General features: G+C 65.9%; 29 protein-coding genes. 17 read left to right on the forward strand and 12 right to left on the reverse strand.

Annotated elements, in window-relative coordinates:
- On the forward strand, window positions 1–297 hold the full coding sequence (locus KQ303_RS10315; RefSeq protein ID WP_259730202.1) for a hypothetical protein: 297 nt from the start codon (window positions 1–3) through the stop codon (window positions 295–297).
- Between the two features lie 62 nt (window positions 298–359).
- The gene (locus KQ303_RS10320; RefSeq protein ID WP_259730203.1) at window positions 360–2,090 is read left to right on the forward strand and encodes a SulP family inorganic anion transporter; all 1,731 of its coding nucleotides are present in this window, start codon (window positions 360–362) and stop codon (window positions 2,088–2,090) included.
- Window positions 2,091–2,298: 208 nt separating this feature from the next.
- Here KQ303_RS10320 and KQ303_RS10325 read toward each other — a convergent pair whose 3' ends face one another.
- Window positions 2,299–3,960, reverse strand: a complete 1,662-nt coding sequence (locus tag KQ303_RS10325) for an alpha-D-glucose phosphate-specific phosphoglucomutase (RefSeq protein WP_259730204.1) — start codon at window positions 3,958–3,960, stop codon at window positions 2,299–2,301.
- 155 nt (window positions 3,961–4,115) lie between these two features.
- Here KQ303_RS10325 and KQ303_RS10330 point away from each other — a divergent pair, with 155 nt between their 5' ends.
- A complete protein-coding gene (locus KQ303_RS10330) occupies window positions 4,116–4,466 on the forward strand; it encodes a hypothetical protein (protein WP_259730205.1) in 351 nt (116 codons plus the stop codon).
- A gap of 6 nt (window positions 4,467–4,472) precedes the next feature.
- A complete protein-coding gene (locus KQ303_RS10335; RefSeq protein WP_259730206.1) occupies window positions 4,473–4,712 on the forward strand; it encodes a hypothetical protein in 240 nt (79 codons plus the stop codon).
- A gap of 6 nt (window positions 4,713–4,718) precedes the next feature.
- Here the strand turns inward: KQ303_RS10335 and KQ303_RS10340 are convergent, their stop codons facing one another.
- From KQ303_RS10340 to KQ303_RS10370, 7 genes are all read right to left on the reverse strand, one after another.
- Window positions 4,719–5,240, reverse strand: a complete 522-nt coding sequence (locus tag KQ303_RS10340) for a hypothetical protein (RefSeq protein WP_259730207.1) — start codon at window positions 5,238–5,240, stop codon at window positions 4,719–4,721.
- Between the two features lie 65 nt (window positions 5,241–5,305).
- Window positions 5,306–6,541, reverse strand: coding sequence for an FAD-dependent monooxygenase (locus tag KQ303_RS10345; RefSeq protein ID WP_259730208.1), 1,236 nt, complete (start codon window positions 6,539–6,541; stop codon window positions 5,306–5,308).
- A gap of 439 nt (window positions 6,542–6,980) precedes the next feature.
- Window positions 6,981–8,360, reverse strand: a complete 1,380-nt coding sequence (locus KQ303_RS10350) for a phosphatidylserine/phosphatidylglycerophosphate/cardiolipin synthase family protein (protein ID WP_399233527.1) — start codon at window positions 8,358–8,360, stop codon at window positions 6,981–6,983.
- A gap of 572 nt (window positions 8,361–8,932) precedes the next feature.
- Complete coding sequence (locus KQ303_RS10355; protein WP_198948281.1) at window positions 8,933–9,094, reverse strand: hypothetical protein; 162 nt, start codon at window positions 9,092–9,094, stop codon at window positions 8,933–8,935.
- 71 nt (window positions 9,095–9,165) lie between these two features.
- Window positions 9,166–10,278, reverse strand: coding sequence for a DUF4912 domain-containing protein (locus KQ303_RS10360; RefSeq protein ID WP_259730303.1), 1,113 nt, complete (start codon window positions 10,276–10,278; stop codon window positions 9,166–9,168).
- A gap of 222 nt (window positions 10,279–10,500) precedes the next feature.
- The gene (locus KQ303_RS10365; protein WP_094512535.1) at window positions 10,501–11,262 is read right to left on the reverse strand and encodes a phycobilisome rod-core linker polypeptide; all 762 of its coding nucleotides are present in this window, start codon (window positions 11,260–11,262) and stop codon (window positions 10,501–10,503) included.
- Window positions 11,263–11,367: 105 nt separating this feature from the next.
- On the reverse strand, window positions 11,368–11,997 hold the full coding sequence (locus KQ303_RS10370; RefSeq protein WP_094512540.1) for a phycobiliprotein lyase: 630 nt from the start codon (window positions 11,995–11,997) through the stop codon (window positions 11,368–11,370).
- A 21-nt stretch (window positions 11,998–12,018) separates the two neighbouring features.
- Between KQ303_RS10370 and KQ303_RS10375 the strand changes: the two genes are divergently transcribed.
- Window positions 12,019–12,951 carry a DMT family transporter gene (locus KQ303_RS10375; protein WP_399233468.1) on the forward strand — a complete coding sequence of 311 codons (933 nt, stop codon included), beginning with the start codon at window positions 12,019–12,021 and terminating at the stop codon, window positions 12,949–12,951.
- On the opposite strand, the gene KQ303_RS10380 is transcribed toward KQ303_RS10375, so the two are convergent.
- Window positions 12,899–13,300, reverse strand: a complete 402-nt coding sequence (locus KQ303_RS10380; protein WP_259730210.1) for a hypothetical protein — start codon at window positions 13,298–13,300, stop codon at window positions 12,899–12,901. The genes KQ303_RS10375 and KQ303_RS10380 overlap by 53 nt on opposite strands.
- Complete coding sequence (gene sufR, locus KQ303_RS10385; protein WP_259730211.1) at window positions 13,293–13,973, reverse strand: iron-sulfur cluster biosynthesis transcriptional regulator SufR; 681 nt, start codon at window positions 13,971–13,973, stop codon at window positions 13,293–13,295. Before sufR ends, KQ303_RS10380 begins: the two co-directional genes overlap by 8 nt.
- Before the next feature lie 316 nt (window positions 13,974–14,289).
- Between sufR and KQ303_RS10390 the strand changes: the two genes are divergently transcribed.
- The 5 genes from KQ303_RS10390 (at window position 14,290) to KQ303_RS10410 (ending at window position 19,712) form a co-directional block, all read left to right on the forward strand.
- Window positions 14,290–14,652, forward strand: coding sequence for a ferredoxin-thioredoxin reductase catalytic domain-containing protein (locus KQ303_RS10390; RefSeq protein ID WP_094512789.1), 363 nt, complete (start codon window positions 14,290–14,292; stop codon window positions 14,650–14,652).
- Window positions 14,653–14,665: 13 nt separating this feature from the next.
- On the forward strand, window positions 14,666–16,108 hold the full coding sequence (gene sufB, locus KQ303_RS10395) for a Fe-S cluster assembly protein SufB (protein ID WP_259730212.1): 1,443 nt from the start codon (window positions 14,666–14,668) through the stop codon (window positions 16,106–16,108).
- Window positions 16,109–16,189: 81 nt separating this feature from the next.
- Complete coding sequence (gene sufC / locus KQ303_RS10400; RefSeq protein ID WP_259730213.1) at window positions 16,190–16,996, forward strand: Fe-S cluster assembly ATPase SufC; 807 nt, start codon at window positions 16,190–16,192, stop codon at window positions 16,994–16,996.
- Complete coding sequence (locus KQ303_RS10405) at window positions 16,993–18,333, forward strand: SufD family Fe-S cluster assembly protein (RefSeq protein ID WP_259730214.1); 1,341 nt, start codon at window positions 16,993–16,995, stop codon at window positions 18,331–18,333. The genes sufC and KQ303_RS10405 overlap by 4 nt, the downstream gene beginning before the upstream one ends.
- A gap of 92 nt (window positions 18,334–18,425) precedes the next feature.
- A complete protein-coding gene (locus tag KQ303_RS10410) occupies window positions 18,426–19,712 on the forward strand; it encodes a SufS family cysteine desulfurase (protein WP_259730304.1) in 1,287 nt (428 codons plus the stop codon).
- 14 nt (window positions 19,713–19,726) lie between these two features.
- Here the strand turns inward: KQ303_RS10410 and KQ303_RS10415 are convergent, their stop codons facing one another.
- Complete coding sequence (locus KQ303_RS10415; RefSeq protein ID WP_259730215.1) at window positions 19,727–20,455, reverse strand: class I SAM-dependent methyltransferase; 729 nt, start codon at window positions 20,453–20,455, stop codon at window positions 19,727–19,729.
- Window positions 20,456–20,627: 172 nt separating this feature from the next.
- A complete protein-coding gene (locus tag KQ303_RS10420; RefSeq protein ID WP_259730216.1) occupies window positions 20,628–21,026 on the reverse strand; it encodes a helix-turn-helix domain-containing protein in 399 nt (132 codons plus the stop codon).
- Between the two features lie 85 nt (window positions 21,027–21,111).
- Here KQ303_RS10420 and KQ303_RS10425 point away from each other — a divergent pair, with 85 nt between their 5' ends.
- From KQ303_RS10425 to KQ303_RS10450, 7 genes are all read left to right on the forward strand, one after another.
- Entirely contained in the window at window positions 21,112–21,966 is an 855-nt protein-coding gene (locus KQ303_RS10425; protein WP_259730217.1) for an SDR family oxidoreductase, read from the forward strand.
- A gap of 238 nt (window positions 21,967–22,204) precedes the next feature.
- The gene (locus tag KQ303_RS10430; protein WP_259730218.1) at window positions 22,205–22,705 is read left to right on the forward strand and encodes a hypothetical protein; all 501 of its coding nucleotides are present in this window, start codon (window positions 22,205–22,207) and stop codon (window positions 22,703–22,705) included.
- A 320-nt stretch (window positions 22,706–23,025) separates the two neighbouring features.
- Window positions 23,026–23,475 (forward strand): hypothetical protein, encoded by a 450-nt coding sequence (locus tag KQ303_RS10435; RefSeq protein WP_259730219.1) that lies wholly within the window; start codon window positions 23,026–23,028, stop codon window positions 23,473–23,475.
- Window positions 23,476–23,647: 172 nt separating this feature from the next.
- Window positions 23,648–23,788, forward strand: a complete 141-nt coding sequence (locus KQ303_RS14785) for a hypothetical protein (RefSeq protein ID WP_399233475.1) — start codon at window positions 23,648–23,650, stop codon at window positions 23,786–23,788.
- Window positions 23,789–23,959: 171 nt separating this feature from the next.
- The gene (locus tag KQ303_RS10440; RefSeq protein WP_259730220.1) at window positions 23,960–24,589 is read left to right on the forward strand and encodes a DJ-1/PfpI family protein; all 630 of its coding nucleotides are present in this window, start codon (window positions 23,960–23,962) and stop codon (window positions 24,587–24,589) included.
- A gap of 501 nt (window positions 24,590–25,090) precedes the next feature.
- Window positions 25,091–25,966 (forward strand): bile acid:sodium symporter family protein, encoded by an 876-nt coding sequence (locus tag KQ303_RS10445; protein WP_259730221.1) that lies wholly within the window; start codon window positions 25,091–25,093, stop codon window positions 25,964–25,966.
- A 295-nt stretch (window positions 25,967–26,261) separates the two neighbouring features.
- A complete protein-coding gene (locus tag KQ303_RS10450; protein ID WP_259730222.1) occupies window positions 26,262–26,519 on the forward strand; it encodes an HD-GYP domain-containing protein in 258 nt (85 codons plus the stop codon).
- The last annotated feature ends 40 nt before the right edge of the window (window positions 26,520–26,559 follow it).

A 26,559-nucleotide genomic window follows, 5' to 3' on the forward strand; every position in this document is an offset into this window, starting at 1 on the left:
ATGCCCCTGCCCCGCCCTGCCGGCTACCGTCCGCGCCGCCAGTTGCGGGTGGATCGCCGCCGCATCGCCCTGGCGGGATGTCTTTATGCCCTCGCCGTGCTGGTGCTGCTGGTGTTGGCCCACCACGCCTCGCGCACCCCTGGTGAACTTCTGCCGGCGATCCACCCCCGCTTCTGGGCTCTGGTGATCGGCATGGCGGGCTTCTGCGGTGCCTGGGGAGAAACGCTGCGGCAGATCAGCCTCACCCGCCGCGGCCAGCCCGGTGCGCCACTGGACGAACGCGGAGACGACTTCTGAGGGCCGGCCGCGAGCCCCTCCACCGGCCCGCCCCGCACACGGACGGCCCGCATTGGCTGGGTATGGCGTTGCTGCGGGGTGTACTGCCGTTGCACCGCACCGGCCTCGCCGACGACCTGCTGGCTGGGCTCACCCTGGCGGCTCTGGCCATTCCCGAGGTGATGGGCTACACCCGCATCTCGCACACCCCTGTGGTGACCGGGCTTTACACCCTGCTGATCCCGGTGCTGGCCTTTGCCGTGTTCGGCGCCTCCCGTCAGCTGGTGGTGGCGGCCGATTCCGCCACCGCCGCGATCCTGGCGGCCACGCTCAGCGCGGTGGCGGCGCCAGGTTCCAGCGCCTATGTGCAGCTCACCTCGGCGGTAGCCCTGCTGGTGGGGGCCATGCTTGTGCTCGCCACCTGGCTGCGGCTGGGCTTTCTTGCAGACTTCCTCTCCCGCAGTGCCCTGATCGGCCTGCTCACTGGGATCGGCCTGCAGGTGGCCGCCGGCGAGCTCAGCGGCCTGCTGGGTCTGGAGAAGCAAGGGGACGGATCGTTCGCGCAGATCCTCTCGGTGCTGCAGCGGCTGGGGCAGACCAGCGGCGTGTCCATGCTGCTGGCGGTGCTGGTGCTGGCGGTGATCGCTGGCTGCAAGCGCTGGTCGCCGCGGCTGCCCGGGGCTCTGATCGCGGTGGTGGCCACGATCGTGGCCAGTGCCGCGCTCGATTTCCAGCACCACGGCCTGGAGGTGGTGGGTGCGGTTCCCCATGGCCTGCCGCAGCTGGCCTGGCCCACGCTGCAGGCCGCCCAGCTCAATCAGGCCCTCACCACCGCCGCTTCCTGCTTTGTGGTGATTCTTGCCCAGAGTGCTGCCACGGCCCGGGCCTATGCCCAGAGGCATCACGAACGTGTGGATCAGAATGGCGATCTGATCGGCCTGGCCATCGCCAACCTGGGCGCGGCGCTCTCCGGGACGTTCGTGGTCAACGGCAGCCCCACCAAGACGGAAATGCTGGATGCCGCCGGCGGCCGCAGCCAGGTGGCGCACCTCACCATGGCCGCGGTGGTGCTGGCGGTGTTGGCTTTTTTCACCGATCCGCTCGGCTTTCTCCCAGCTGTGGTGTTGTCGACGATCGTGTTTGTGATCGGCCTGAAGTTGATCGATCTTCGTGGCCTGCGTGAGCTCTACCGGTTGCAGCGCAGCGAGTTCGTGATTGCCATCCTCACCGCCCTCTGTGTGGCGCTGCTTGGCGTGATGCAGGGGATTCTGCTGGCGGTGGGCCTGTCGTTGATCGATCAGGTGCGCCACACCTACAGGCCCCGAACGCGCCTGTGGGCCCATGACGCCGAGCGGGGCTGGCACACGGTGCCGGTGGCGGCGGGGGTGTTTGCAGCGCCGGGCATCGTGGCCTATCGCTTCGAGGCGAATCTGTTTTATGCCAACGCCAGCGCCTTCCTGGAGGAGGTTCTGAATCTGATCACACTGAATGGCCCGGATCTCAAGGGGCTGGTGATCGATGCTTCCGGCATCGATGCGGTGGATTATTCAGCTGCCAAGACATTGATGGATCTCCAGGCCGAGTTCCAGCGCCGTCAGTTGTTTCCGGTGTTCGTGGTAAGCGCCGATGAGCTGTTGGCCAAGCTCTCGCGCTATGGCTTCACCCCCCACGGCAAGCCCTATCGCACCGTCAAGAAGGCGATCCGGGCCCTGTCGGCGCAGCTTGCCCAGCAGGATGCCACCAGCTCGGCGGCAACCAGATCGACGACGGCAGAGCTTGACCCCGCGGACGATGCAGCCGCCCCGGAGGATTGAGTTGGAGACGATGCCAAGCCGTAAGAAGGCCCAGTCCCAGTTTTAGGTCCAGGCATTGAACCAGATACAGGCGGAATCCCTGCCCTAGGCACAGAACTAGATCCAGGCACAGTCCCAGGTCCAGTTCCCGGCCAAGGCCCAGAACCAGGACCCGGCCTAGGCCTAGGCCCAGAACAAGACCCAGGCCCGCGCCGGATCGAACCGCCGATCAGGTGATCACCGTGGGCCGATCCATGCCGGTGCGGCTGCGGATCTCGGCCAGGCCATCGGCGGCGTTGATCAGATCGGCGAGGGCCGCCTGGGGATCCTGGGCCAGGTTGCCGCCGGAGGGCACGAAGCTCTCGAGGTAAAGGCGCAGGGTGGCGCCCTGGGTGCCGGTGCCGGAGAGGCGGAACACCACCCGGCTGCCGTCGTCGAGCAGCAGGCGCAGACCCTGCCCCCGCGTCGTTGATTGATCCACCGGATCGTCGTAGCTGAAGTCGTCGGCGGTGGCGATCGAGCGGCCGGCAAAGCCGGTGCCCTTCAGGGAGGGCAGCAGGCCATGCAGGCGGTCGTAGAGGCCGTGGGCGCGGTCGCTGGCGATGGCTTCGTAATCGTGGCGGGAGTAGTAGTGGCGGCCGAAGCGTGCCCAGTGGCTTGCCATCACCTCGGCCACCGAGCAGCGGCGTCGGGCCAGGATCTGCAGCCAGAACAGCACCGCCCACAGCCCGTCTTTTTCGCGGATGTGGTTGCTGCCGGTGCCGAAGCTTTCCTCGCCGCAGAGGGTGATCCGGCCGGCATCCAGCAGGTTGCCGAAGAACTTCCAGCCCGTGGGCGTTTCGTAGCAGGGGAGCCCCAGCTCGGCGGCCACCACATCCACCGCGGCGCTCGTGGGCATCGAGCGGGCCACACCCGCCAGGCCGCTGGCATATCCCGGTGCCAACGTCGCGTTGGCGGTGAGCACCGCCAGGCTGTCGCTGGGGTTCACGAAACAGCGGCGGCCCAGGATCATGTTGCGATCGCCATCGCCATCGCAGGCGGCGCCGAAGCTGTAGGCATCGCCCTTCAGCAGCAGATCCGCCAGCTCATGGGCGTAGGTGAGGTTGGGGTCGGGGTGCCCGCCGCCGAAATCCTCGAGGGGGATGCCGTTGCGCACCGTGCCTGCGGGTGCGCCCAGCAGCCCTTCGAACAAGCGGCGGGCGTAGGGGCCGGTGACGGCGTGCATGGCATCGAAGGCCACCGGGAAGTCACCCGCCAGCAGGTCGGCGATCGCGTCGAAGTCGAACAGGCTCTGCAGCAGCGTCAGATAGTCGTCCACGCCGTCGATCACCTCCACCTGCAATCCGCCGATGTGGTGGGTGCCGGGCGCCTCCAATGGCAAGGGGCTGCCCTCCACGATCCGGTAGCCGTCGAGGGTCTGGGTGACGGCGTAGATGGCGTCAGTGATCGATTCCGGCGCCGGGCCACCGTTCGCCCCGTTCACCTTCACACCGAAGTCGCCGTCGGGACCGCCGGAGTTGTGGCTGGCCGAGAGGATGATGCCGCCGACCGCCGCGTGCCTGCGGATCAGGTGGGAGGCGGCGGGGGTCGAGAGGATGCCGTCTGTGGTGGTGATCAGCCGGGCCAGCCCGTGGGCGGCGCCCATGCGGCAGATCACATCAATGGCCTGGCGGTTGCCGTAACGGCCATCGCCCCCGAGGATCAAGGTGCCGCCCTCCACGCCAGGAAGCACCCGGAACACAGCTTCCACGAAGCTTTCCAGGTAGTGGGGCTGCTGGAACTGCCTGGTGCTTTTACGCAGCCCGGAGGTGCCCGGTTTCTGGTCGGTGAACGGGCTGGCCAGCGTCACGCGGCAGGAGGCAACAGAGCCTGCGGAAGCGCTGCTCGTCATCGGGCCAACTGTGTGGGGGTCCAACGTAACCCTGCCTCCTATGAGGCAGATCCGAGCGACCTCGGTAGCGTGCGCAAGGACACCCCCCTTCGCTTTTCAGGCCCGTGACCCTGTTCACTCCCGTCCTGTGTCGTCCGCGGGGCCGATCCGCCCTGGTGACGTCCCTGCTGGCCGCCGTCGCCCTGGTGGGAGCGCCTTCCCTCCCGGCCCGTGGCGGTGTTCCTGCGGCTGCTCCATCGCCTGCCCTCGCCCAGGCGATCAACCGCACCCGGGAGGCCGCCCAGGCGGTGCTCGATCAATCCGGCACGGAGCATTGCCTGCGCGGCAAGCTCACCAACGCACTCCTGGGGCTCTCCGCCAGCTGCGCCGGTGCCGCCTCGCCGCTCTGTGAGCTGGCTGATCGCGTGGTGGTCACCACCGGCTGGTCGGTGACGTTCATGGAAACGACAGCGCGCCAGCTGCTGGCGCTGGCAGCCCCGCCTGCAGGCCCTCACACCCAACCCTGACCGCCGATGGACATCGAACGCACCGGCGGCAAGCCCCTGACCGCGGAGCAGCAGGCCCTGCTGGATCTCTTCCGCACCAAGGTGGATGAGGTGATCAAGTACCGCGGCCTCTCCGAATCCGACGTGAAGCGTCTGGTCAAGGAGGTGCGGGCCCATCCTGATTGCGGTCCTGAAATCCTCGCCACCGTGTTTGCCGAGCTGAGCGAACGGATGCCCGGTTCCCGCCTCAGCTACGACTGGGACTGACCTGCTTCAGGAGCCACCGGCGCCGGCGGGCCGGCCGCTGCCGGACCCGGGCCCACCAGCGGCGGGAGGACGGCGGGGGCCGTCGTCCTGCTTCCTGGTGCTGGCGGCGCTGGGTTGCTGGCAGCGCTTGAGCAGTTGTTCACCCGCCCGGTCGAGGTCGTCGCGGCGCTGGAAGCTGTTGGTGGCGGCCGGCTCGGCCTGCTGCACGATGCTCCACACCGTGTCCTTACAGAAGGAGGGCAGCAGGGGGTTGTCCATCAGCGGATCCGCGAGGCTGCGGGCGCGGCTGCAGGCTTCGGCACCGTTCTCGCGGGAGCAGGCGAAGGTGGCCAGCTGAATCGTGCGCAACTCCGCCGTGGTGGGAAACGCCGGCGGCTTGGGCCTGGCCGCGGCGACGGGGCTGGCCCCCGTCAGGGCTCCAGCCGCCAGCCAACCGCCCAGCAGCCAGCCGGCTCCCACAGGTCCAGTCCATGGCGGGAGCCTTCGGGAGAAGGCGTAGCGCCAGATGGGGAGGCGGTGCCGGGACATGGGGCGCGGAGGGGCAGCCCGCTCATCATGACTGCAGCGGCCGTGATGCTGGGGTGTCGCCTTGGTCACACGCGCAGTCGCACCGGCAGGAAGCCGTCGCGCAGCGGTGCCTGGCGCCGCACCCAGAGCGCCTTCACCAGGGGGCCGGCCAGGGGCGCCAGTGGCGCGAGCAGAGCGCGCAGCTCCGGCCGCCGCCGCAACAGATCGCCCTGGGCCGCCTCGGCCTGCTGGGCCCGCTGCGCCAGCTGGATCTCCGCCTGCCGCTCCTGCTGAATCCGGGGCAGCACCGCATCGATGGCCTGCGGGCCGGCGCCCTGCTGCAGCGGCGGCACCAGCCAGTTGGCCGCCACGATCGCGTCGCGGAGCGCCATGTTGATGCCCTGCGCCCGCACCGGGCTCATCGGGTGGGCGGCATCTCCGAGCAGCAGCAGGCCGGGCTCCTGCCAGCGCGGGCAGCAGCCCACCTGCACCGACAGCGCCTCCGGACCCCGGATCGCAGCGGCATGGGCCCGAACGTGGGCGGCCAGCCAGTCGGGCGCCAGGGCGGCGAAGGCCTCTGCCCACTCCAGCGACGTGCGCGTGATCCGCTCGCCAGGGCCCACCAGCCAGCCCAGCTGCAGCTCGCCGCCTTCTGCGGCGGGAAAGACGCTGCAGCCGCCGCCGGGGCCGAGCAGCACCATGAAGCGGTTGTCGGCGCTGCAGCGCGGCTGGGCGGGCAGCCGGAACCAGAGCACGTCGATCGGGCTGGGAGCGCTGACGATCGGCAGGCCGGCCGCGCGCCGCAGGCCCGAGCTGCGGCCATCGCAGGCGATCACCAGATCGGCGGCCAGCACCCGATCGCCGGTGAGCCGCACCCCATCGACGCGCCCCTGTCGGCGCACGAGGCCCTGCACGGTTTCCCCCGGCTTCCAGCTGAAGCTCTCGTTCCGGCAGGCCCGCTGCACCAGCGCCTCCAGCAGGGCTGGCTGGGGCACGAGCGTGCACGGTCTTGTGCTGCCCAGTGGCTCGGCGGCGTCGAACAGCTCGCGCCCGTTGATCCAGAACGACCACCCCGCCAGCGCCCGTTGGGGCAGACCGGCCAGTAGGGGCTCCAGACCCATCTGGGCGAGCGCCTCCAGCCCGCAGGGCATCAGCCCTTGGCCGCGGAACTGGCGATCGAAGCGGCGGGTCGCCTCCACCAGCGTGACCCTCAGGCCCCGCTCCGCCAGCAGCAGGCCAAGGGAGGCACCGGCAGGGCCGGCGCCCACGATCACAACATTGCTGCGGGAAGGGGCAGCAGCGGCGGAGGAGGCGACGGGCAAGGGGTGGAGCGGCCGGGTGGCGGTCGGTGGGGCGCAGGGCCGCCCAGACCCATGGTGGGACCCATGTGGATGAATTGCGTGGGTGGGGTGCAAGGCATTGGTGTGCACCCTGTTCGTATAGAGAGACGCTGGATCCGCTTTCCGTGATGCAGATGGTGGGCCTTTCTGCCGTCACAGCCGCTTATCTCCACGACTTTTCGGAGCGCCTGGCCTGGAAGCTTTCCGGCTGAGAACGGCGCGATCAGCCCGGTGCTACTCGTTGTGCCAGTGGCCTGTTGCCATTGGCATTAGAACTTTCCCTCCGCCATCAGCATTGACAGGCGTCTGTTGCACTGCGCGCTCACTACTCGTTCACAACCTGCCAACAGCCTGAAGACTCCAGCGTTGGCATGGCTGTAGCGCTGCTACGGATCCGGCGCTGGGATGGCTTCATACCGCATCAACTGCGCTGATCACCGATGCCGCAGCGTTGCCTGCTTTGCTGAAGCTTGCGCTGCAGTCGTGGCGTCAGCCCCAGCTCGGCCCCTTGCCACAGTTGATCCATTTCGCGGTTGAAGTGGGCGGCAAGCTGCGGTGAGCGGATGATCATCAGGGTTTCGTCATTGCCATGGGCCGCTGATGGACTCCAGTTGAAGGAGCCGGTGATCACGCTGCGGTCATCGATCACCGCCACCTTGTGGTGCAGCTTGTCGCCCCGGGCCAGCCGCGGCGTGCCGACCCCAGCGAGGGGATGGGCCAGGGGCGCGTTGCCCGCTTCCCGTTTGCAGCGGTGATCGGCCATGGCCAGGCCCAGCAGGTCGAGCACCTCCGAGAAGGAGCGGGTGGCGAAGCCTGGATCTGCCAGCACCCGGATCCGTACCCCCTGCTGGTGCAGTTGGGCGATGCGATTGGCCAGATTCTGGGCAGAGAACACGAACAGATTGAGATCGAGGCGCTGCTGCGCCTGGGCAAGTTCCGTCTCGATCAGGGCGAGGCCGTTGCGGGGATCGCGACGCCGGTGTGGCGCGAACAGCACCTCCACCTTGGTGGGGCCCACCATCACCTGCTGGAGGTCCCCGTTGTCCTTGCCGATGCCGAAGCGGCTGTTCGGCAAGCCGCCAGGGCCATCGCCCCAGAGGCGGGAAAACTCGTGGTTGAACACAGTCGCCAGGGGGCGGCTGTCGATCCGCAGCAGGTGGTTGGCATTGCCCCGGGTGCGCCCATCATTGAGGTCACCGTGAATGCAGGAGGGGGTGAAATTCGCCGATCCGGTCACCACCCAGCGGCCATCCACCACGAGAAACTTGTGGTGCATCAGACCGCTGCCGGCGCTGCCATCGGCGGTGTCATCGAGCAGAGTCACACCGCCGCGCCGCAGCAGCGCCACCGCATCCCCCTGTTGCCGTTCCTCCAGGCTGAGCACCCCGTCACGATTGCTGTCCGCCAATCCCTTCAACTGGTGGTGCCGGCTGCGCTGGCGGCTGTCGAGATCCACCGGGTGCTCTTCGCTCCACGGCCGGCTGTAGGTGTTCTCCAGCACCACCTTCACACTGACCCCGGCATGCTGTTTGGCCACCAGCGCCCGTGACACCTCCGGCAGGCTGAGCTCCTGCACCGCCACGAGGATCTCCCGTTGGGCGCGAGCGATCGTGTCGAGCAGCATCTGCTCGAGGTTGTCGCCATTGCGCTTCAGGCCACTGACCGGGCTGCGGTAGTGGCGGTCAACCCTGTGGTTGAACGCCACCTCCATGCCCGGCGGCAAGGGCAGATCGGCGGGAGGCTGCCCGATGATGCGCGCCGCGCTGCCGCAACCGGCCAGGCTGAGCATCAACCCGCCCAGGGCGAGCACGGTGACTCCGGACCTCCGCCGCGTCCTTGCGAGGTTCGGCAACACCCCAGCAGCGGGTGGTCGCCGGCACGGCGAAGGGACGCGAAGGAGCACGTGCGCTGGCACTGGCTTGGGCACGGGCGGACGACGTGAACTCAGCTGAGCGTTCCCAGCCCGCGGCCATTCGGTACAGACAACAGCGCTCTGCTGCAACCGCCGGCCGAATGCCTCGGGAACGCAAGAGAGCGCTGGATAGAGACAATGAGAGCAACAAACCCTCGGCACAGCTCATGATCAGCGCCGTGCAGACAGGAGCATGCGACCAGGAGTGGCGGACAGTGGTCTGGGTTTAGCCGCTTGCAGGTGGCAGTTGGAAGCTGACAGCCTGTAATCACAGGCTCGAGATGCAGCTCCTCCGGTGTTCAAGAGCAACACGTGAGGGAGTTGATCGCCTGGTCAGGGGGGGGTGAGATCCTCGTCAGGCTGTGATTATCGCCAGCAGGTGATCAACTGAACAGGATTCTGTGATCCTGATGAGTCCGTCGTCGACTTCAGCGGCTCAACACCGGGCGCAACGGGCAAGCTCAGTGGTGGCCAGGCATCTCGGCAGTGCGCAGCATGGCCACAAACCACACGCAGCTGGCGGCCACTGCTACGCCCACACCGGTGCTCACCCCGAAACGCACCATCAGCACGGGCACCACGAGGGGCAGTACCACCGCTCCCACCAGCGGGGTGAAGGCCACGAAAGCCTTCAGAGCCGCGCGTGAGTCAGAGTGAGCCGCAGTAGCGGCCGACTCGTCGCTGGGCGGTGGGGTCAGAACCATTCGGCCACGGCCTGGCTGGCCGGGTTGCTGTTGTCTTCGGGTGTGAAGCGCTCAAACTGCAGGGTGATGTTGCGCTTTTGCTCGCCATCGGCGGCAACCGCCTGGATGGGATAGAGCTGCTGGCCGTCGCGGAACGGAACCTGCACCCGGAAGGTGCCTTCGGCGGAGAGCGGCACCACCTCAGAGCCGATCGTGAGCTGGGCGGAAGGATCTGTGGCGCCGTAGACAATCAGCTCAGCATCAGCCACGAGCCAGAAGGAGCGCTGGCGGGGAGCCACTCCACCCACGCCAGATTCATTACGGCCACTGGCCCAGGCACCGACGCCGGAGTCGCTGAGAGCGCGCCGCTGATGATCCGCCCCTGAATCCTCCACTTCGTGGAAGGCTTCAGAGCCGCGACCGAAGTGTTTCCAGCGCACGGTGGCCGTTTGATAGAGCCGTTCGTGCAGGCCGTTGTCGGCATAGTCGGCGGGAGCGGGCAGGCTGCCCGGTGCAGGTGCCACATCAAGGGAAAAGGGCACGAACTGATCAAGGATCTGCTCGCTCGGATGAAGGGCGGGAACGCGTGCCACCGAGGAGAAGGCCAGGGAGATCCAGCCGCCGCCGATCTTGCGATAGCCCAGCTCAAGCCGGTAGTCGCGGTCGCTCAGGGGCACCGGCAGGTACCACTCCGAGGCATGGCTGTCGACGGGAACTTCCTGCAGCGTGTGGGGATGGGCGGCGCCCTCGCTCAGGCCGGTGACGTCGGCGACCCGCAGGCAGAGCTGGCTGGCACCCACATTGAGGGCCTGGCGCCGATCAGCTTCGGCGATTTCCCAGAACACGTAGGCCCATTGGGGATCGCGCGGCAGGAACACCACCCGGGTCTGGGCGGTGGGACGGGGGGCCGGCTCGAAGCTGGCTTCCAGATCCGCCAGGGTGGCGGATGATGCGGGTTCACCGCTGGCCCCACCGGAGGCAGCGGCTTCACTGAAGCCAGTGCTCGCGGCCTGGGCCGACGGCTGGCGGGTGGTGATTTCCGTGACCAGCTCGTCTTTGGATTTACGGCTGTACAGGCTCACACCCAGATCACTGGCGATCTGGCGGAGTTGCCTGAGCGTCATACGAGCGAGGGCATTGAGGGCCTGGGTCACCTGATCTCCAGCTTTTGTTTGGGATCAGTCTGGGGGTAGATCCCCGGTTTTTACGTGGTTCCCCGCCGCTGCGTCAGCAAGCTCTGACGGCCCCTGTGTCCTCTCGGCGGCGTTGGACACAAAAAAAGGCGGGGGGACCGCCGTTTGCTGCTCTGGGAGCCAGGAGACGGGGCCCAGGGCCCCGCCGGTTTGTCAGCGTCCGACGCTGCGATAAGGAACCTTGGAGAGGTAATCCATGCCGGCGTTGCCGGAGGACGCAGCCCCCACACGCAGGGCGGGCAGCGTGCGCACCCAGGGGAGGTAATCCTCGGGGTAGCCACCACGGCGCTGACGCGCGCGCTCGGGCAGGGAGCGCTTGGTGCCGGTGTAGATGATCTGGGGGAAGCCCAGGATGCCCCGGTGGTAGGCGTCGTAGCGGGGGGTGGTGATGTTGAAGGGGGTTTCACCCACCTCGCGGGAGCCGACCACCCGGTTGCGATGGTACGGAACGGTGTCGTAGCCGAAGTTCTCGAGGTATTCATCGCTGTCGAGAATCTTGTCGACAGCACCGGCCACGCCCTTGGTCATGATGACGGCGGACCAGGCGATTTCCTCAGCTTTGCCATACACTTGGCGGCCCAGCAGCTTCTCTACAAGGTGGCGAGCCACCCGGTAGTTGTTATTGAGGTTGTAGAAGCTGCGAGTGAAGGTGTCAGACAGGCAGAGTGCGCGGATGAAATCACGCACGGTGATCTGACCATCGCGCAGTTGCGACTCGAGAATCGTGTCGCGGTCAACCTTGAACGCGTGGAAGAAAATCTGGCGGTAAGCCGACTCGATCACGAAGTTCTGGTCTTCACGGTCGATCGCCTTGTCGAGCGCGACAGCCTTCGGGTCCTCGTCGGAACCCACGCGGAAGGCCTTCACCCGGGAGTTCTGGGTGGTGGGCGCGTACTTCAGAAGCGGAATTGCCACACGAGCATCGTCATCCGTCGCTGTGGATCGTAGAAGTGAGGCCCCGCGGACCCCGTCAGCGAAGGGGCAGGGCTCACAGTCCGTAACGTTTGCGACATCGGCGGCTCACCAGCCGAAAGCGGACAGCCTCTCGTTGCCATCGCCGGTTACGGCCCCCACCGACGCTGCTTCCCCCCCGGCGGCCTCGCTGCCTGGGGCGTTGTCGTCGCGGCAGCGGGTTTCCATGCAGAAGGATGCGGTGTTCGAAAGCCCCTCCACCGTGCTGGTGCGCAGGCGCAGATCCGGGTTGGGGAACCAGAAGCGCTCCAGGGAGCTCATCGTTTCGTAGGCGGTGGTGAGCAGCAGGCCGTCGCGCTCATCCATGCAGAACCGCCCGGCCACCGGGGCTGTTTCGGCGTAGCCGCGGTCGCGCAGCAGCAGGCCCTCGCGCCCGTGGGCATCGGTGGGGATCAGGCCGAACACCGACTCCCCCTGGTGCTCCTCTCCGGCCTTATCCCAATCCATCGAACCGCTCCAGCGCACCTGGCAGCCCCCCACCAGGGCGCCGGGATCCTGGCCATGCAGCTCGGCGATGGCCACCAGGCGGGGATCGTCGGCGCTCACGTCCACCACCTGGATCAGCGAGCCGCCCCCCTCGGCGCGTCGATGCAACAGGTGGTGGCTGGTGCGCTGGGAACGCCAGCGGCCGCAACTCAGCCGGAAAAAGCTGATGGCATCGGCGATCGGAACGGTCACGGCGGGTGGACGGCTACAGCGATGATCGCAATCCGTCCACCTCGACTGTTGCCGGTGGCCATCACGGGAGTTCTGGCCGCCCTCGCCGCCGCTTTCTGCTGGACAGCCTCCAGCAGCCTCTGGCGGCAGCTGCCCACCTCGCTGAGCGCTGCCCAGCTCAACCTGGTGAAGAACCTGCTGGCGGTGGCGACGCTGCTGCCGCTCGTGCTGCTGAGTCCCTGGCGCGTCGCGCCCCTGCCGCTGACGTTGCTGGTGCTGAGCGGTGTGATGGGGATTGCCCTGGGCGACAGCCTGTATCTGGCGGCCCTGCGCCGGCTCGGCACCCGCCGTACCCTCACCCTCGATGCCGGCGGCCCGGCTGTGGCAATGCTTGGCGGGGTGGTGTTCCTGGCCGAGGTGCCCACGTTGGTGCAGTGGCTGGGGGTGGGGCTGATCTGTCTGTCGGTCCTGCTGGTGGCGCGACAGGCCCCTGCTACCCCACTGGTGCCGCAGCGGGATCGGCTCGGCCTGGCCCTGGCGCTGGCGGCGCTGCTCTGCGGCAGCACGGGCGCCCTGCTGGCCCGCGCCGCGCTGCGGGCCTCGGCCCTGACTCCCCTGGAATCGGCCACCCTGCGCCTGGCGGCCGCCGCGGTGGTGATGCTGCCGCTGCTGTGGCGGTTGCCGCTCCCCGGCCAGCGGCCCCGGCTGGGCTGGCGGCGCTGGCCGCTGGTGCTGCTGGCCACGCTGCTGGGCACCAGCGCGGGCATCGTGCTGCAGCAGACCGCCCTGCAACACCTGCCGGGCGGTCTGGCCGTGGCGCTGCTGGCAACGGCGCCTGTGATGGCGCTGCCATTGGCGGGGCTGGAAGGCGACACGCCTGGTTGGCGGGGCCTGGCAGCCGCCGTGCTGGCTTTGGCCGGGGTCAGCCTGGTGACGGGGGCGCTGGGGAACCTGGCTGCGGCGATGACGCGGTGACGCGGGCGCGGGCCAGACCATCGACCCAGGTGATCAGGTCGTCGAGCTGCAGCGAAAGCGGCGCGCGGCCCAGGGCCCCGGCGAGGGCGTCGAGCTGGCAGGCGGCGCGATCGAGTTCCGTCAGGAAAGCCTGACGAAAGCCGGGATCACCTGCCACTACTGGATGGTTGTTGACCCAGCGCTCCCGCTCCGGCTGGCTGGGCAGGGCGCCGTCGCGGCGGCCGGCGATCTCCTGAAGGCTGCGCAGGCTGTGGGCCAGCAGCCGCAGGTGGTGGCGTTCGAGCGCGGGGAGCAGGGTGGCTTCGAGTAGGGCCAGGTCGTCGTGGCTGAGTGGGCCTGCCTCAGCCATTACCAGGGGGGTCGCTGGAGCCGGTGGGGGCGGCCGGGGGGCGTGGGGTGAGCCGGAAGCCGCAGGAGTGGCCGCCCTCCAACCGCCAATGGACGCGTTCCACGGTGCAATCGGGGAAGGTGTGGCGCATCTGCTGGAGCTCCTGGTCGCAGATCAGCGGGAACTGGTCGGCGATGCGGGAGACCGAGCAGTGGAATTCGCTCATGCACCAGGACAGCCCGTCGCCGTCGCGGCGGCATTCGGTCATGTAGCCCTCGCGGCGACGCAGCTCCACCAGCCGCTTCACCCGCTCGGTGAGGCTGCCTTCGCCGATCAGGCGTCGATCGACGCTGGCCTTGGCGACCGCCTGCTGCTTCAGCAAAGTCTGGATGGCATCGCGGGGCATGCTCGCCGCCATCGACTGCAGCAGGCCGATGGCGAAATTCTCGCCGCTGTCAGGAAAGCTATCGTGCCCCTGGCGGGTGAGGCGCCAGTGATTGCTGGGACGGCCTGGGCCTTCGGGCGTGGGGCTGGCCTCAAGCACGCCTTCTTCTTCGAGGCTGCGCAGATGGCGTCGCATTGCCTGAACCGACACCGAGAGTGCTTCGGCGAGCTGGGCCGCTGTGGCCTCACCGAGACGCATCAGCAGCGTGAGCACCGCCTCGCGGGTGGGGGCCTGGGTGGTGGAAGGCATGGAAAAGCAGGCCGGTCTGGCGAGACGCAACCTTCCTCACACCTTGCCACGCTCCGCTGGCGACTGGGGGAGAGTGAACGGTGATGTGCGCGGATCACCGGCCGGCGGTCTCGCTGTCCTAGGCTCAGGTGATTAACGAAACTTCCTGGTTTCGTAATTCGCGCAGCTCTTTCCCGCCACCAGATCGACTCTGGTTGATCGCTTCCGGCGAGCGGGTCTCTTCTTCTTCTCGAAGGGGGCCGGCCACGCGAAACCCTTGCCGCGATCCCCGCTTCAGGCCAGCCACCAGCCTTTCGCCCGCTTCCCCGCCGAGCCCATGCCCGAATCCGTTTCCGCCCCCTCCGCCCCCACCAGCGAAAGCCTGGAGGTGATCCGGAAGTTTGCCGAAACCTACGCCCAGCGCACCGGCACCTACTTCTGCAGCGATCCCGGCGTTACCGCCGTGGTCCTGGAAGGCCTCGCCCGTCACAAAGACCAGCTGGGCGGCGCCCTCTGCCCCTGCCGCCACTACGAAGACAAGCAGGCGGAAGTGTCCCAGGCGTTCTGGAACTGCCCTTGCGTGCCGATGCGGGAACGCAAGGAGTGTCACTGCATGCTCTTCCTCACCGAAGACAATCCCTTCCGCGGCGACCAGCAGACGATCAGCACCGAAGAGATTCTTTCCCATACAGCCGGCTGAGGAGGCCTCCGTCATGTCCACAGCGCCCACCGTTGGTGATCTGGTCAGCCAGCCGTACAAGTACGGCTTCGTCACCGACATCGAAACCGAGAAGATCGCCAAGGGCCTCAGTGAGGACGTGGTGCGGCTGATCTCGGCCAAGAAGAACGAGCCCGCCTTCCTGCTGGATTTCCGCCTGCGGGCCTACCGGCAGTGGCTGCGCATGACTGAGCCCGATTGGCCAGCCCTTGGCCATGCCCCGATCGATTATCAGGAGCTGATCTACTACGCGGCGCCCAAGCAGCAGGAAAAGAAGGCCAGCCTCGATGAGGTGGATCCCAAGCTGCTGGAAACCTTCGACAAGCTCGGCATTCCGCTGAGCGAGCAGAAGCGGCTCAGCAATGTGGCTGTGGATGCGGTGTTCGACAGCGTGTCGATCGCCACCACCTACCGGGAGAAGCTGGCCGAGCACGGCGTGATCTTTTGCTCGATCAGTGAGGCGGTGAAAGACCATCCCGAACTGATCGCCCGTTATCTCGGCACGGTGGTGCCCAGTAACGACAACTTCTTCGCTGCTCTCAATTCGGCGGTGTTCAGCGACGGCTCCTTCGTGTTCATCCCGAAGGGGGTGGAATGCCCGATGGAGCTCTCCACCTATTTCCGCATCAACTCCGGTGATACCGGCCAGTTCGAGCGCACCCTGATCGTGGCGGAGGAAGGCGCATCGGTGAGCTATCTGGAGGGCTGCACCGCCCCGATGTTCGACACCAACCAACTGCACGCCGCCGTTGTGGAGCTGGTGGCCCTCGATGATGCCTCGATCAAGTATTCCACCGTTCAGAACTGGTATGCCGGCGATGAGCACGGCAAGGGTGGCATCTACAACTTCGTCACCAAGCGGGGACAGTGCCGCGGCGATCGAAGCCATATCAGCTGGACCCAGGTGGAAACCGGCTCAGCGATCACCTGGAAGTATCCCAGCTGTGTTCTGCAGGGGGCTGATTCGGTGGGCGAGTTCTACTCCGTCGCCCTCACCAACAACCGCCAGCAGGCCGACACCGGCACCAAGATGATCCATCTGGGCCCGCGCAGCCGCTCCACGATCGTGAGCAAGGGCATCAGCGCCGGCCAGTCTTCGAACAGCTACCGGGGGCTGGTGCAGATCGGCCCCAAGGCCGTGGGCGCCAAGAACTACAGCCAGTGCGATTCGATGTTGATCGGCGATCAGGCCGCCGCCAACACCTACCCCTACATCCGTTCCCAGCAGCCGGATGCCGCGATCGAGCATGAGGCGAGCACCTGTCGCATCTCTGCCGATCAGCTGTTCTATCTGCAGAGCCGCGGCATCGGTTTCGAAGCGGCGGTATCGATGATGGTGAGTGGCTTCTGCCGCGATGTGTTCAACCAGCTGCCGATGGAGTTCGCCGCCGAAGCCGACAAACTGCTGGCCCTCAAGCTCGAAGGCTCCGTGGGCTGATCGCCCCACTGCCACCGTGCTGCGCCGCCTCTCTCGCGGTCCCGTCACCTCTCCCGATCCCGTTCTCCCTGCCCCCTGCCCGTGATTCGCCCCGACGCCGAACTTCTGCTTGAAATCGTGGATCTCCACGCGCGTGTGGAGGACCAGCCGATCCTCAAGGGTGTGAACCTCACGGTGCGTGCCGGCGAGATCCATGCGGTGATGGGCCGCAACGGCAGCGGCAAGAGCACCCTGTCCAAGGTGCTGGCCGGCCACCCCGCCTACACCGTCACCGGTGGCAGCGTGCGGTACCGGGGCGCTGATCTGCTCGATCTTGAGCCGGAGCAGCGCTCCCGCATCGGACTGTTCCTCGGTTTTCAATACCCCGTGGAGATCCCCGGGGTCAGCAATCTCGAGTTCCTGCGGGTGTCCACCAACGCCCGTCGCAGTGAGCTGGGCAAGGAAGAACTGGACACCTTCGCCTTTGAAGATGTGGTGCGCGAGCGGCTGGAGGTGGTGAAGATGGACCCCGCCTTCCTGGAGCGCAGTGTGAACGAAGGCTTCTCCGGTGGCGAGAAGAAGCGCAATGAAATCCTGCAGATGGCGCTGCTGGAGCCGTCGGTGGCGATCCTCGATGAAACCGATTCCGGCCTCGACATCGACGCCCTGCGCATCGTTGCCGCCGGCGTCAATCAGCTCTCCACCCCGGAGAACGCCACGTTGCTGATCACCCACTACCAGCGCCTGCTGGATGTGATCATCCCCGACTACGTGCATGTGATGGCGGCCGGGCGGATCCTGCGTACCGGCGGTAAGGAACTGGCGTTCGAACTGGAAGAGCGCGGTTACGACTGGGTCGACGCCGAACTGGCATCCGAGCAGCGCAGCGTTGCCGAGGTGGCCGGATGATGGCGTCCCTTTCCGACACTGACGCCGCCGCCCTCGCCCAGGGCGTGGCCACCGCCCCCTGGACCCAGCGCTTCCTCGACGCGCTCGATGCGCCGGCCGGCGAGCTGGAAGCCGTGCAGTGGCGCGGCCGCGAAGCCCTGGCCCGTCAGCCGCTGCCCTCCCGCCGCGACGAAGACTGGCGCTTCACCGACCTGGCTCCCCTCCTGGCGGTGTTCGACGGCACCGCCCCCACAGCCGGCAGCTCCGGCGGCACTGACAGCCCTGCCGCCGCCAGCGCCCTGCCCCCCCCGGCGCCGGACACGGTGCGGCTGCTGCTGGATGGCCGCAGTGATACCCTTGCCGGCCAGAGCCTGCCTGCCGGCCTGTCGCTGCTGGGCGAAGGCGAATGGCCGCTGGCCCTGGGCCACACCCTGGCGGCTACCGGCTGCCAGGCCCACTGGCCGGTGGAACTGAACCAGGCCACCGCCAGCCGCTGCCTGGCGTTGCGCGTCAGCGGCACGGTGGCTTCCACGCTGGAGCTGGTGAGTGTGGCGGGCGCGAATCGTCCCGATGCAGCTGAACCCGGCACTAACCCCATCGGGCAGCGCCTCACCCCGGTGCGGGTGCTGCTGCTGCTCGAGGAGAAGGCGAGCCTGAATGTGCTCCAGGTGCAGCTGGGCGATGGCCCATGCCTGAGCAGCCTGGTGTGTGAGGCCCGGCTGGGACGTGGCTCCACTTTGCGCCACGGTCTGCTGGCGTTCGGTACGGGCGAGGCCTGTTTCCTGGGCCATCTGGCGGTGGAGCAGGAGATCGAAAGCCGTCTGGAATCGGTGTGGGCCAGCCGCGGCTGGGCGCTGGCGCGCTTCGAGCCGCGGGTGAGCCAGGCCGAGGGCGGTGCCTTCACCAGCCTCAAGGCCCTGCAGCTGGCTGAAGAGCACCAGCGGGTGGACACCCACAGCCGGGTGGTGTTCGAAGGGCCCGACGGGCAGTTGGAGCAACTCCACAAGGCGATCGCCGACGGCCACGGCCGCAGCGTGTTCAACGGCGCCGTGAAGGTGCCGCGGCTGGCCCAGCGCACCAATGCCGCCCAGCTGAGCCGCAACCTGCTGCTCTCCAACCAGGCCCGCATCGACACCAAGCCCGAGCTCGAGATCGTGGCCGACGACGTGCGCTGCGCCCATGGCGCCACGGTGAGCCGCCTGCAGCTGAACGAACTCTTCTATCTGCAGAGCCGGGGCATCAGTGCGGCCGTGGCGGCGGGGCTGCTCAAGCGGGGCTTCTGCCAGGAGGTGCTACGCGATCTGCCGCCGGCGGCGGCAGGGTGGGAGCCCCTCAAGCGTCTGCTCGCGGAGGCCTGACCCCGATGCCCGTCACCGTTCCCTCGCTGACCACAGCCACCACGGAGCCCAACGGTGCTCCGGGCACCGAGCCGAATGGTGCTTCAGGCGCGATGGCCTCTGAGGTTGCCGCTGCGGCGGCTGGGACCGCCGCGGGCGAGAACCTGGCGGCGCTCACCCGGCCCGATTTTCCGCTGCTCGCCCAGCAGGCCTGCCTGGGGCAACCGCTGATTTATCTCGATCACGCCGCCACCAGCCAGAAGCCGCGGCAGGTGCTGGAGGCGCTGCAGGGCTACTACTCCCACGACAATGCCAACGTGCACCGCGGCGCCCACCAGCTGAGCGCCCGGGCCACCGATGCGTTTGAAGGCGCTCGCGACAAGACCGCCCGCTTCATCGCTGCGGCCACCCCCCGGGAGATCGTGTTCACCCGCAATGCCAGCGAGGCGATCAATCTGGTGGCCCGCAGCTGGGGGGATGCATTCCTGCGGCCCGGCGACGAAATCCTGCTCACGGTGATGGAGCACCACAGCAATCTGGTGCCCTGGCAGCTGCTGGCGGCCCGCACCGGCGCCGTGCTGCGCCACGCCGGCCTCACCGACACCGGCGAGCTCGACATGGAGGATTTCAGCCGTCTGCTCAATGAACGCACGCGGCTGGTGAGCGTGGTGCAGATCAGCAACACGCTCGGTTGCCTCAATCCGATTGCGGCGATCGCCCAGCTCACGCACCAGGCCGGTGCTCTGCTGCTGGTGGATGCCTGCCAGAGCCTGCCGCACCTGCCGGTGAACGTGGCCGCGCTGGGCGCCGATTTCCTGGTGGGCTCTTCGCACAAGCTCTGCGGCCCCACCGGCATGGGCTTCCTCTGGGCCCGCGAGGCGCTGCTGGAGGCGATGCCGCCATTTCTGGGCGGCGGCGAGATGATCCAGGATGTGGGCCTCGACGTCAGCACCTGGGCGGAGCTGCCCCATAAGTTTGAAGCCGGCACCCCGGCGATCGGTGAAGCGGTGGGGATGGGCGCCGCGCTCGATTACCTCAATGCCATTGGTCTTGAGCGTATCCACGCCTGGGAGCAGGGGCTCACCCGCCACCTGTTCCAGCGGCTGCAGGCGATCGAAGGGCTCACGGTCCTCGGCCCCACGCCGGAGCAGCAACCCGATCGCGGCGCCCTGGCCGCCTTCACGGTGGAGGGCCTGCATGCCAACGACCTCTCGGCCCTGCTTGATGCCGGTGGCATCTGCATCCGCAGCGGCCACCACTGCACCCAGCCGTTGCACCGCCACTACGGCCTGTCGGCCACGGCGCGCGCCAGCCTGGCCTTCACCACCACCTTCGAAGAAATCGACCGCTTCGCCGACGAACTGCAGAGCAGCGTGGAGTTTCTGAAGGAGCACGGCTGACCACCGGCCGCCGGTCAGCAGGGGGTGAGCAGGGCCAGGGCTTCGGCGCGGTGGCTTCCACGCCACAGCCACTGCCATCGCCAGCCGCACGCTTCTGCCGTGTGCTGGATCGCGGTCGCGTCGGCGGGGTGATCAAAGCGGCTGAGGTGATCCATCACCCGCTGCCGTTCTTCGGCTGCGAGCGCCTGCCAGTCGTCCGAGATGCGCTGCAGGTAACGGGCCACATAGGCCTCGCGGCTTTCGCCCCGTTCACGGAACACATCGGCCCAGAGGAGGAGGCCGGTGGGTGCGAGCCGTGCGCGGCAGGCCGCCAGAAACCGGGCCTTCTCCGGCGTGGTGAGGTGATGCACCGCGAAGGAGGTGTGGATCAGATCCACCGGAGCGGCGGCGCTGGCGCCGGTTTCGCCGCCGGCCGGCTCCAGCGCCCAGGAGAGCAGATCCTGCTCACGCCAGGCGCAGGGATAGGGCACCCCCTGCAGCTGGGCGGCGGCCAGGGGCAGCACGGGAGCGGCAAGATCAATCCCGAGGTATGACCCCAGCGGCAGCCGCCGCAGCAGCGGTGCCAGCAGGGCCAGATCGCCACAGCCCAGATCCACCATCCGGGGCAGCGGCGACCCTGATGGGCGATGGGCCAGCCAGCCTTCGATCGCCGCTGTGGTGGCTGCCGAGAGCGCCTTGTGCTCCATCAGGTCGTGGTCGACCACGCGGCGGTAGGTGCTCCACTGGCGCTCGAAAAGGTCCATGGCTCAGGACTGGGCTGCCGGTGAGGCCTCCCGAAGCTTGTGCAGGGAGCGTAGGTGGCTGGTGTGGAACGTCGTGCGGATGACTCGAAGGATCTGGTGGCTTGAAAGAACTGATGACGTGAACGTTGCTGGTTCGGCGCAGATCATCAGGGCCGCTTTCCATTGAGGCTCATCAGGGCGTGGACACGTGTGTTCTGGCCTCCAACACCCGTGGCAGATTCACTTCAATCCAGTTGGCCAAGGTGGCGACATGCTCGGCCACTTCTTCTCCCAAGGGCGTGAGGCTGTACTCCACGAATGGAGGCACCACCGGATAGGACACGCGCAGGACAAAGCCATCGTCTGCGAGAGCTTGGAGGCTCTGGGCCAGCATTTTCTCGCTGACGCCACCGATTTTGCGTCTGAGCTCACTGAACCGATGCGTGCCCTGGCGCAGGGATAGCAGGCAGAGCACTCCCCAGCGGCTGCATACGTGCTTGAGGATGTCGCGCGAGGGGCAGGGTTGGGCGAAGAGATCGCCCTTGTCGAGGCGCTGGCTCAGCGAGTCGGGCTGGGCAGGGAAGACGCTCATGCACTTACCTTTTGGTTGGTACTTGCGATTCGTTAGTGTCTCACATTACGGTGACCTTGCCGACCAAAAGGAACGAGCTGACTTCATGATTGTTGTGACGGGCGCCTCGGGGCAACTTGGGCAGTTGGTTGTGCGTGAGCTGTTGCAATCGGTTCCGGCCAGTGCGTTGGTGGCCGCGGTTCGTAACCCTCAGAGCGTTGCTGGCTTCGCCAGCCTTGGTGTACAGGTTCGGCAGATGGATTACGCCCAGCCCTCCACGCTGGACGCCGCTTTTGCCGGTGCCGAAAAGGTGCTGTTGATCTCCGGCAGTGAGGTTGGAAGCCGCGTGCCGCAGCATGCCAACGTGATCCATGCCTGCAAAGCTGTGGGTGTCAAGCTGCTGGCGTATACCAGCCTTCTGCACGCTGATGTGAGCCCGCTTCCGCTGGCGGCAGAACATCACCAGACGGAAATCCTCCTGCAAGACTCTGGTATTCCCCACGTTGTCTTGCGGCATGGCTGGTACACCGAGAACTATCTCGCGAGCATTCCGGCCGCCCTTGGCTACGGTGTCGTGATGGGCTGCGCGGGTGAAGGCCGAATTGCTTCGGCAACGCGCGCTGATTACGCAGCTGCCGATGCTGCTGTGTTGCTGGCCGATGATCAGGCTGGCAAGGTGTATGAATTGGCAGGTGATGAGGCCTACACGTTGACGGAGTTTGCGGCCGAGCTCAGCCGGCAGGCTCACAAGCCGGTCTGCTATCAGAACATGTCTCAGGCTGACTACAGCCAGGCGCTGGAAGGTGCCGGCTTCCCGCTGCCCTTTGCCATGATGCTGGCGGAGTCAGACACTGGCGCTGCTCAGGGTGGATTGGATGACGACAGCAAAACGCTGAGCAGGCTGATCGGCCGTCCGACGACTCCACTCAGCACATCGATTCAAGCAGCACTTCTCGCTTGACCAGCGACTCAAGTGTTGACATCAGGCCTCAGCCCCTGGCGGCGAGGCTTCGGTTGTTCAGTGATTAACGAACAGTGCCGTCAGTGGAGGCATGGGCTTTTCGCTGCGCTCTTGATCCGTGCAGCGGTGATCTCTGTGCTCTGCTCCACGCTTGCATGGCATTCACGCACGCGCCGTCGACCCCGACGGGAGTGAATCGCGTAGCTAGCATCCAGAGACTGTGTCAACCCTCTTTCCCGTGCCCGCCCTAGAACCCGTTTCTGAAGACGAGGCCCGTTCAATCATCCTGGAGTGGGGACGTCTGCACGATCTGCAGGTGGGGTTGTCTGCGTTCCTGCCTGTCATTGCCACGGATGGCTTCTACATGCGTTTTGGCGATAAGCAATGGGTTGGCTACGCGGATTTTGAAGCCCATCAGATCGCGAAGAGAAGATTCTTCGATGAGATCCACGATTACACCTCCATCCATGTGGCGGTTCAGGAGCCTTTCACCATGGCCAGGACGGTGATGCTGTGGACCTATCGCCATCGCCCTGAGAACAGTCCAACCAGCCAGCTCCTGAAGGCCCGCATTGAGCACACCTGGGAGTTTCGCCGCTGTCCCACGTCTGGACGTGCCTTCATGCAAGGGCATGTTGTTGATCGTTTCGAATACATCGATGGGTTTAGGCCCGTCTCCGCAGAACAAGCGGCTCACGGCGAAGACCCGCATCTTGATCCCCGTTGGACAACCCGCTGATGGGCTGCCACGCACGAGCTGGCGATGTGAGTGGCGTGGACCTGCAGGCTGATGGCTCTGGCCGGCGGTGTTTCAGGCTTCTTTCGAGCCACTCGTTTCGCCATCACCTTCAGTTCGGTGAACCCTGGGTGCCATCGGAGAGGTCATTTCAGGGGCTTTTCTGACGATGTCAGGCGTAAGGCTTGAGGCCATTGTTTGGATCCCGCTTGGAGGCCTGCGAGGAGCCATGGTTGAGGCCGTTCTAGGGATCAGGCTTGGAGTTTCTGTTGGCGTTGTCCCGGTACGATGCCTGACTGCCGGCTCTAGGTGGTGACCTGCCGATGACCCGCTTCATCCACATCACATCTGCGAAGTTCTCCATTCTTCCTGGTGAAACTGAGCAGATCATCAACGAAGGCACCTATGGGAAGGCTTTGGCGGAGTATCTCACTGCCATACTGCGGGAACTGGGATACCATGCTCCATTCTTCTGTTGTGAAGATTGGGGGTGGTGGGTGGAGTTGGCCGGCCAACCCTTCACCTTTGGCGTGTGCATTTATGGGCGTGCCTGTGCTGACGGCAGCCTGGAGCTCTACCTCAGCGATGGGGCTACTCCTACAAGACGCTGGAGTTGGCGTCGCTTTCGCTTCGTTAACACCGGTGCCGATGAAGCTGCTGGAACATTGCACAACGACCTGGTGGCTATCCTCTGCGCCGATCCCGATGTGCACGTGCATGCCACCGATCTGGATTCACCATTTTCCGATGAGGTTCTGATGCCACCCTGTTGACGGATCCGTGTGGCTTCTCTTTTCTGCCGGTTCTTGCCTTTTCGGCATTCCGCAATGACCCTGAGCCTGGCCATCTCTGTTCCAGGTCCTGAGCCTCAGCGCTGCTGTCGTGATCGCCATGCATCAGCATGGAGACTGCCATGGATGAGGGGTTGCCGAAGGGTTCGCGCAGATGGCGATCGCGTTGATTGGGTACCACTCCCCTGACAGCAGAGAGGAGGATATTGGCTTGCTTGCTGCAGGCTGGTTGCTCGCTGTCTTTCTTGCAAGCATTGGGGCCAGCCTCTATAACAAGACTGTTGATAAGTCCTAGATGGGCATGCAGGGCACACCTCTCGGTCGACGACATTGACGATGATGAAGAGGAGCGTCCTTTGTCGTCCAGGCCGGAGCGCTAGCCGCCGGCTGGCTTCAAGAGGGGCGTCCGTGTGGGTATGCCCTTGCTCCCAGCTTCAGCACCAGACCTTCTCCTGCAGGATTCTCCATGGACATCGGTCTTCTTGTGTTTCCACAGGTTGAAGAGCTCGATGTGATCGGCCCATGGGAGATGTTCTCGCTCTGGAAGCAGCATGACGGTGGCCCCAGCAGCTGCCTCACCGTGGCGGAGCGGCTGGAGCCGGTGGTCTGCGCCAATGGCCTGTCGATCAATCCGCATGTGTCCTTCGAGGCGTGCCCAGCCCTCGATGTCTTGCTGGTACCGGGTGGCCAGGGAACCCGCGTAGAAGTGTTCAACCCTTGCCTGCTGGAGTTCGTGGCGGAGCAGGCCCGCTCTTGCCAGGCGGTGTTGTCCGTATGCACCGGCGCTTTTCTGCTCCAGGCGGCGGGGCTGCTCGCCGGCAAGCGAGCTACCACTCACTGGGCCTCGCTGGATCGTTTGCGTGCCTTTGGCGATGTGGAGGTGGTGGAGGAGCGATTCACCCGGGATGGAATGATCTGGTGTTCTGCGGGTGTTTCTGCTGGTATTGATCTCACGCTGCGCTTCATTGCTGAGGTGGCGGGTGAGGAGGTGGCCGGCAAGGTGCAGTTCGATGCCGAGTATTTCCCATCGGGTGTTGTTTATGGCCATGCCCACAGTGATGATCAAGCTCCGGATTATCTCCGGCAAACTGACTGACTGGCTGCTTCTCTTCAAACCATCTCTGTTTCCTGGAACCATTCCCGTCGTGCGCGGTGCAGGTGGACATGCCATTCCTAATGAGTGTCATCCTTCGCAGATGGGAGGTTCGTAACATCTTGAGTAGACTTCTTGCGGTTGGCCACGTGGTCGCCCCGGTTGGCTGCGGCCCGGTCAAAGGTTGGTCACGTGTTGGTTGGAGGATGGCCACGGGGAGGCCAGGGGGTATCGCCCCTGGGCATACTCAGGACGTGCTGACACAGGATTGGCTCCTGGTTTTGACCTCAGATGAGGTTTCTGGCTTTGGTCTCCTGTTGCTCTTTCATGAGCTCCCTTCAGGTTGATCGCCAGAGCTGGCTCACCGCCTGCGGCCTCTTGTCTGGATCGCTACAGCACCCCACAGGCCCGCGCTTCAGGTCCGGCTTCTACGTGAGCCCGGTGAGGGCTGGGATTAGGGTCTGGGCTGGCTGACTTCTTTCCTCTCTTGACCAGCAGCGGCTGATGCAGAGCACCATCTTCACGGCGGTTCTGCTGCCGCTTGCGTTGGCGATCGTGATGCTGGGCATGGGGCTCAGCCTGGTGGCTGAGGATTTTCAGCGCATCACACGTGATCCCAAGGCTGTTGCCATCGGTACGTTGTGCCAGCTCCTGGTGTTGCCGCTGATCGGCGTTCTTGTGGCCCTGGTGGTGCCCATGCAGCCGACGATTGCGGTGGGTCTGATTGTGTTGACGCTCTGTCCTGGTGGCCCCTCCTCCAACCTGCTCACCTATCTGGCGCGGGGTGATGTGGCGTTGTCGGTCACTCTCACGGCCGTGAGCAGCATCCTCACCGTGTTCACGATTCCGCTGTTCACCAACCTGGCACTGCAGCATTTTCTCAACGCGCAGGCGGCGATTTCCCTGCCAATTGGATCCACCATGCTGCAGATCTTCCTGATCACCCTCTTGCCTACAGCGATCGGAATGATCATTCGCCGGCGCTTCCCCAGAACGGCGCGACGTCTCGAGCCGCACATGAGCCGCCTGGCGGCGGGGCTGCTGGCGCTCATCATTGTGCTGTTGCTCACGCGGGAGGGCACCAGGCTGCCGGGCTTCCTGGCGCAGGTGGGCCTCGCTGTGCTGATGCTCAACCTGCTGGCGATGCTGGCGGGTTTCTTCACTGGCCGTCTGTTTCGTCTGCCCCCAGCTCAGCGGATCTGCCTGGCGATCGAGGTGGGCCTCCAGAACGGCACGCTGGCGATCGCCATCACCGCCGGCCTGCTCAACAGCCCGGAGATGGCGATACCAGCCGCCGTCTACAGCCTGTTGATGTACGTCACCGGTTTCGGCGCCATTGTCTATGGCCGTCGCAGCAGCCCAGCACGCGCTGGCCGCTGAATGAATGGCTTGCTGTAGGAAGGTCAAGTGCACGCATGGCATGCTGAAACAATGGTCCGCTCAGTGACTATCCCGCGAGGGGGATGGACTTGGAAAGGCTCCCAGCTCCTTCCCGCCACCAGATGCTCTTGCCTCTACGCCTTCATCAGTGCTGTATCCGCAACGCATGAGCAGGTCATCCGCTCTGCATCAACTGAATACCTCCCAGCTCACCACGCGATGAACATCGGCGGCACCTGTAGTTTCCCTGGCCGAGCGGATTGACGAGCCTGGCCGCTGAGGTGTGCAGTGCCACTTGGAACAACACGAGCACATCAACGGAAGTGGATGCCCTGACGCCCTGCCCGGCAATCAATTGTTGATGGAAGACAGGATCCTGGCTGTGGCCGACGTGGTTGAGACGATGTGTTTCCACCGGCCCTACCTTGCAGGCTTGAGTCTCACTGCTGCTCTCGAGGAGATCACCCACCAACGCGGTGTTCTCTACGACCCGGAGGTGACGAATGCCTGCCTGGTGTTGTTCAATGACAAGGGATACCGTTGCCCGAGCTGAAGGCTGCGTTCCAACGGCAACAACCGCCAGAACAGGAGGC

The organism is Synechococcus sp. CS-1333 (genome assembly GCF_025128015.1).
Classification (GTDB): Bacteria; Cyanobacteriota; Cyanobacteriia; order PCC-6307; family Cyanobiaceae; genus MW101C3.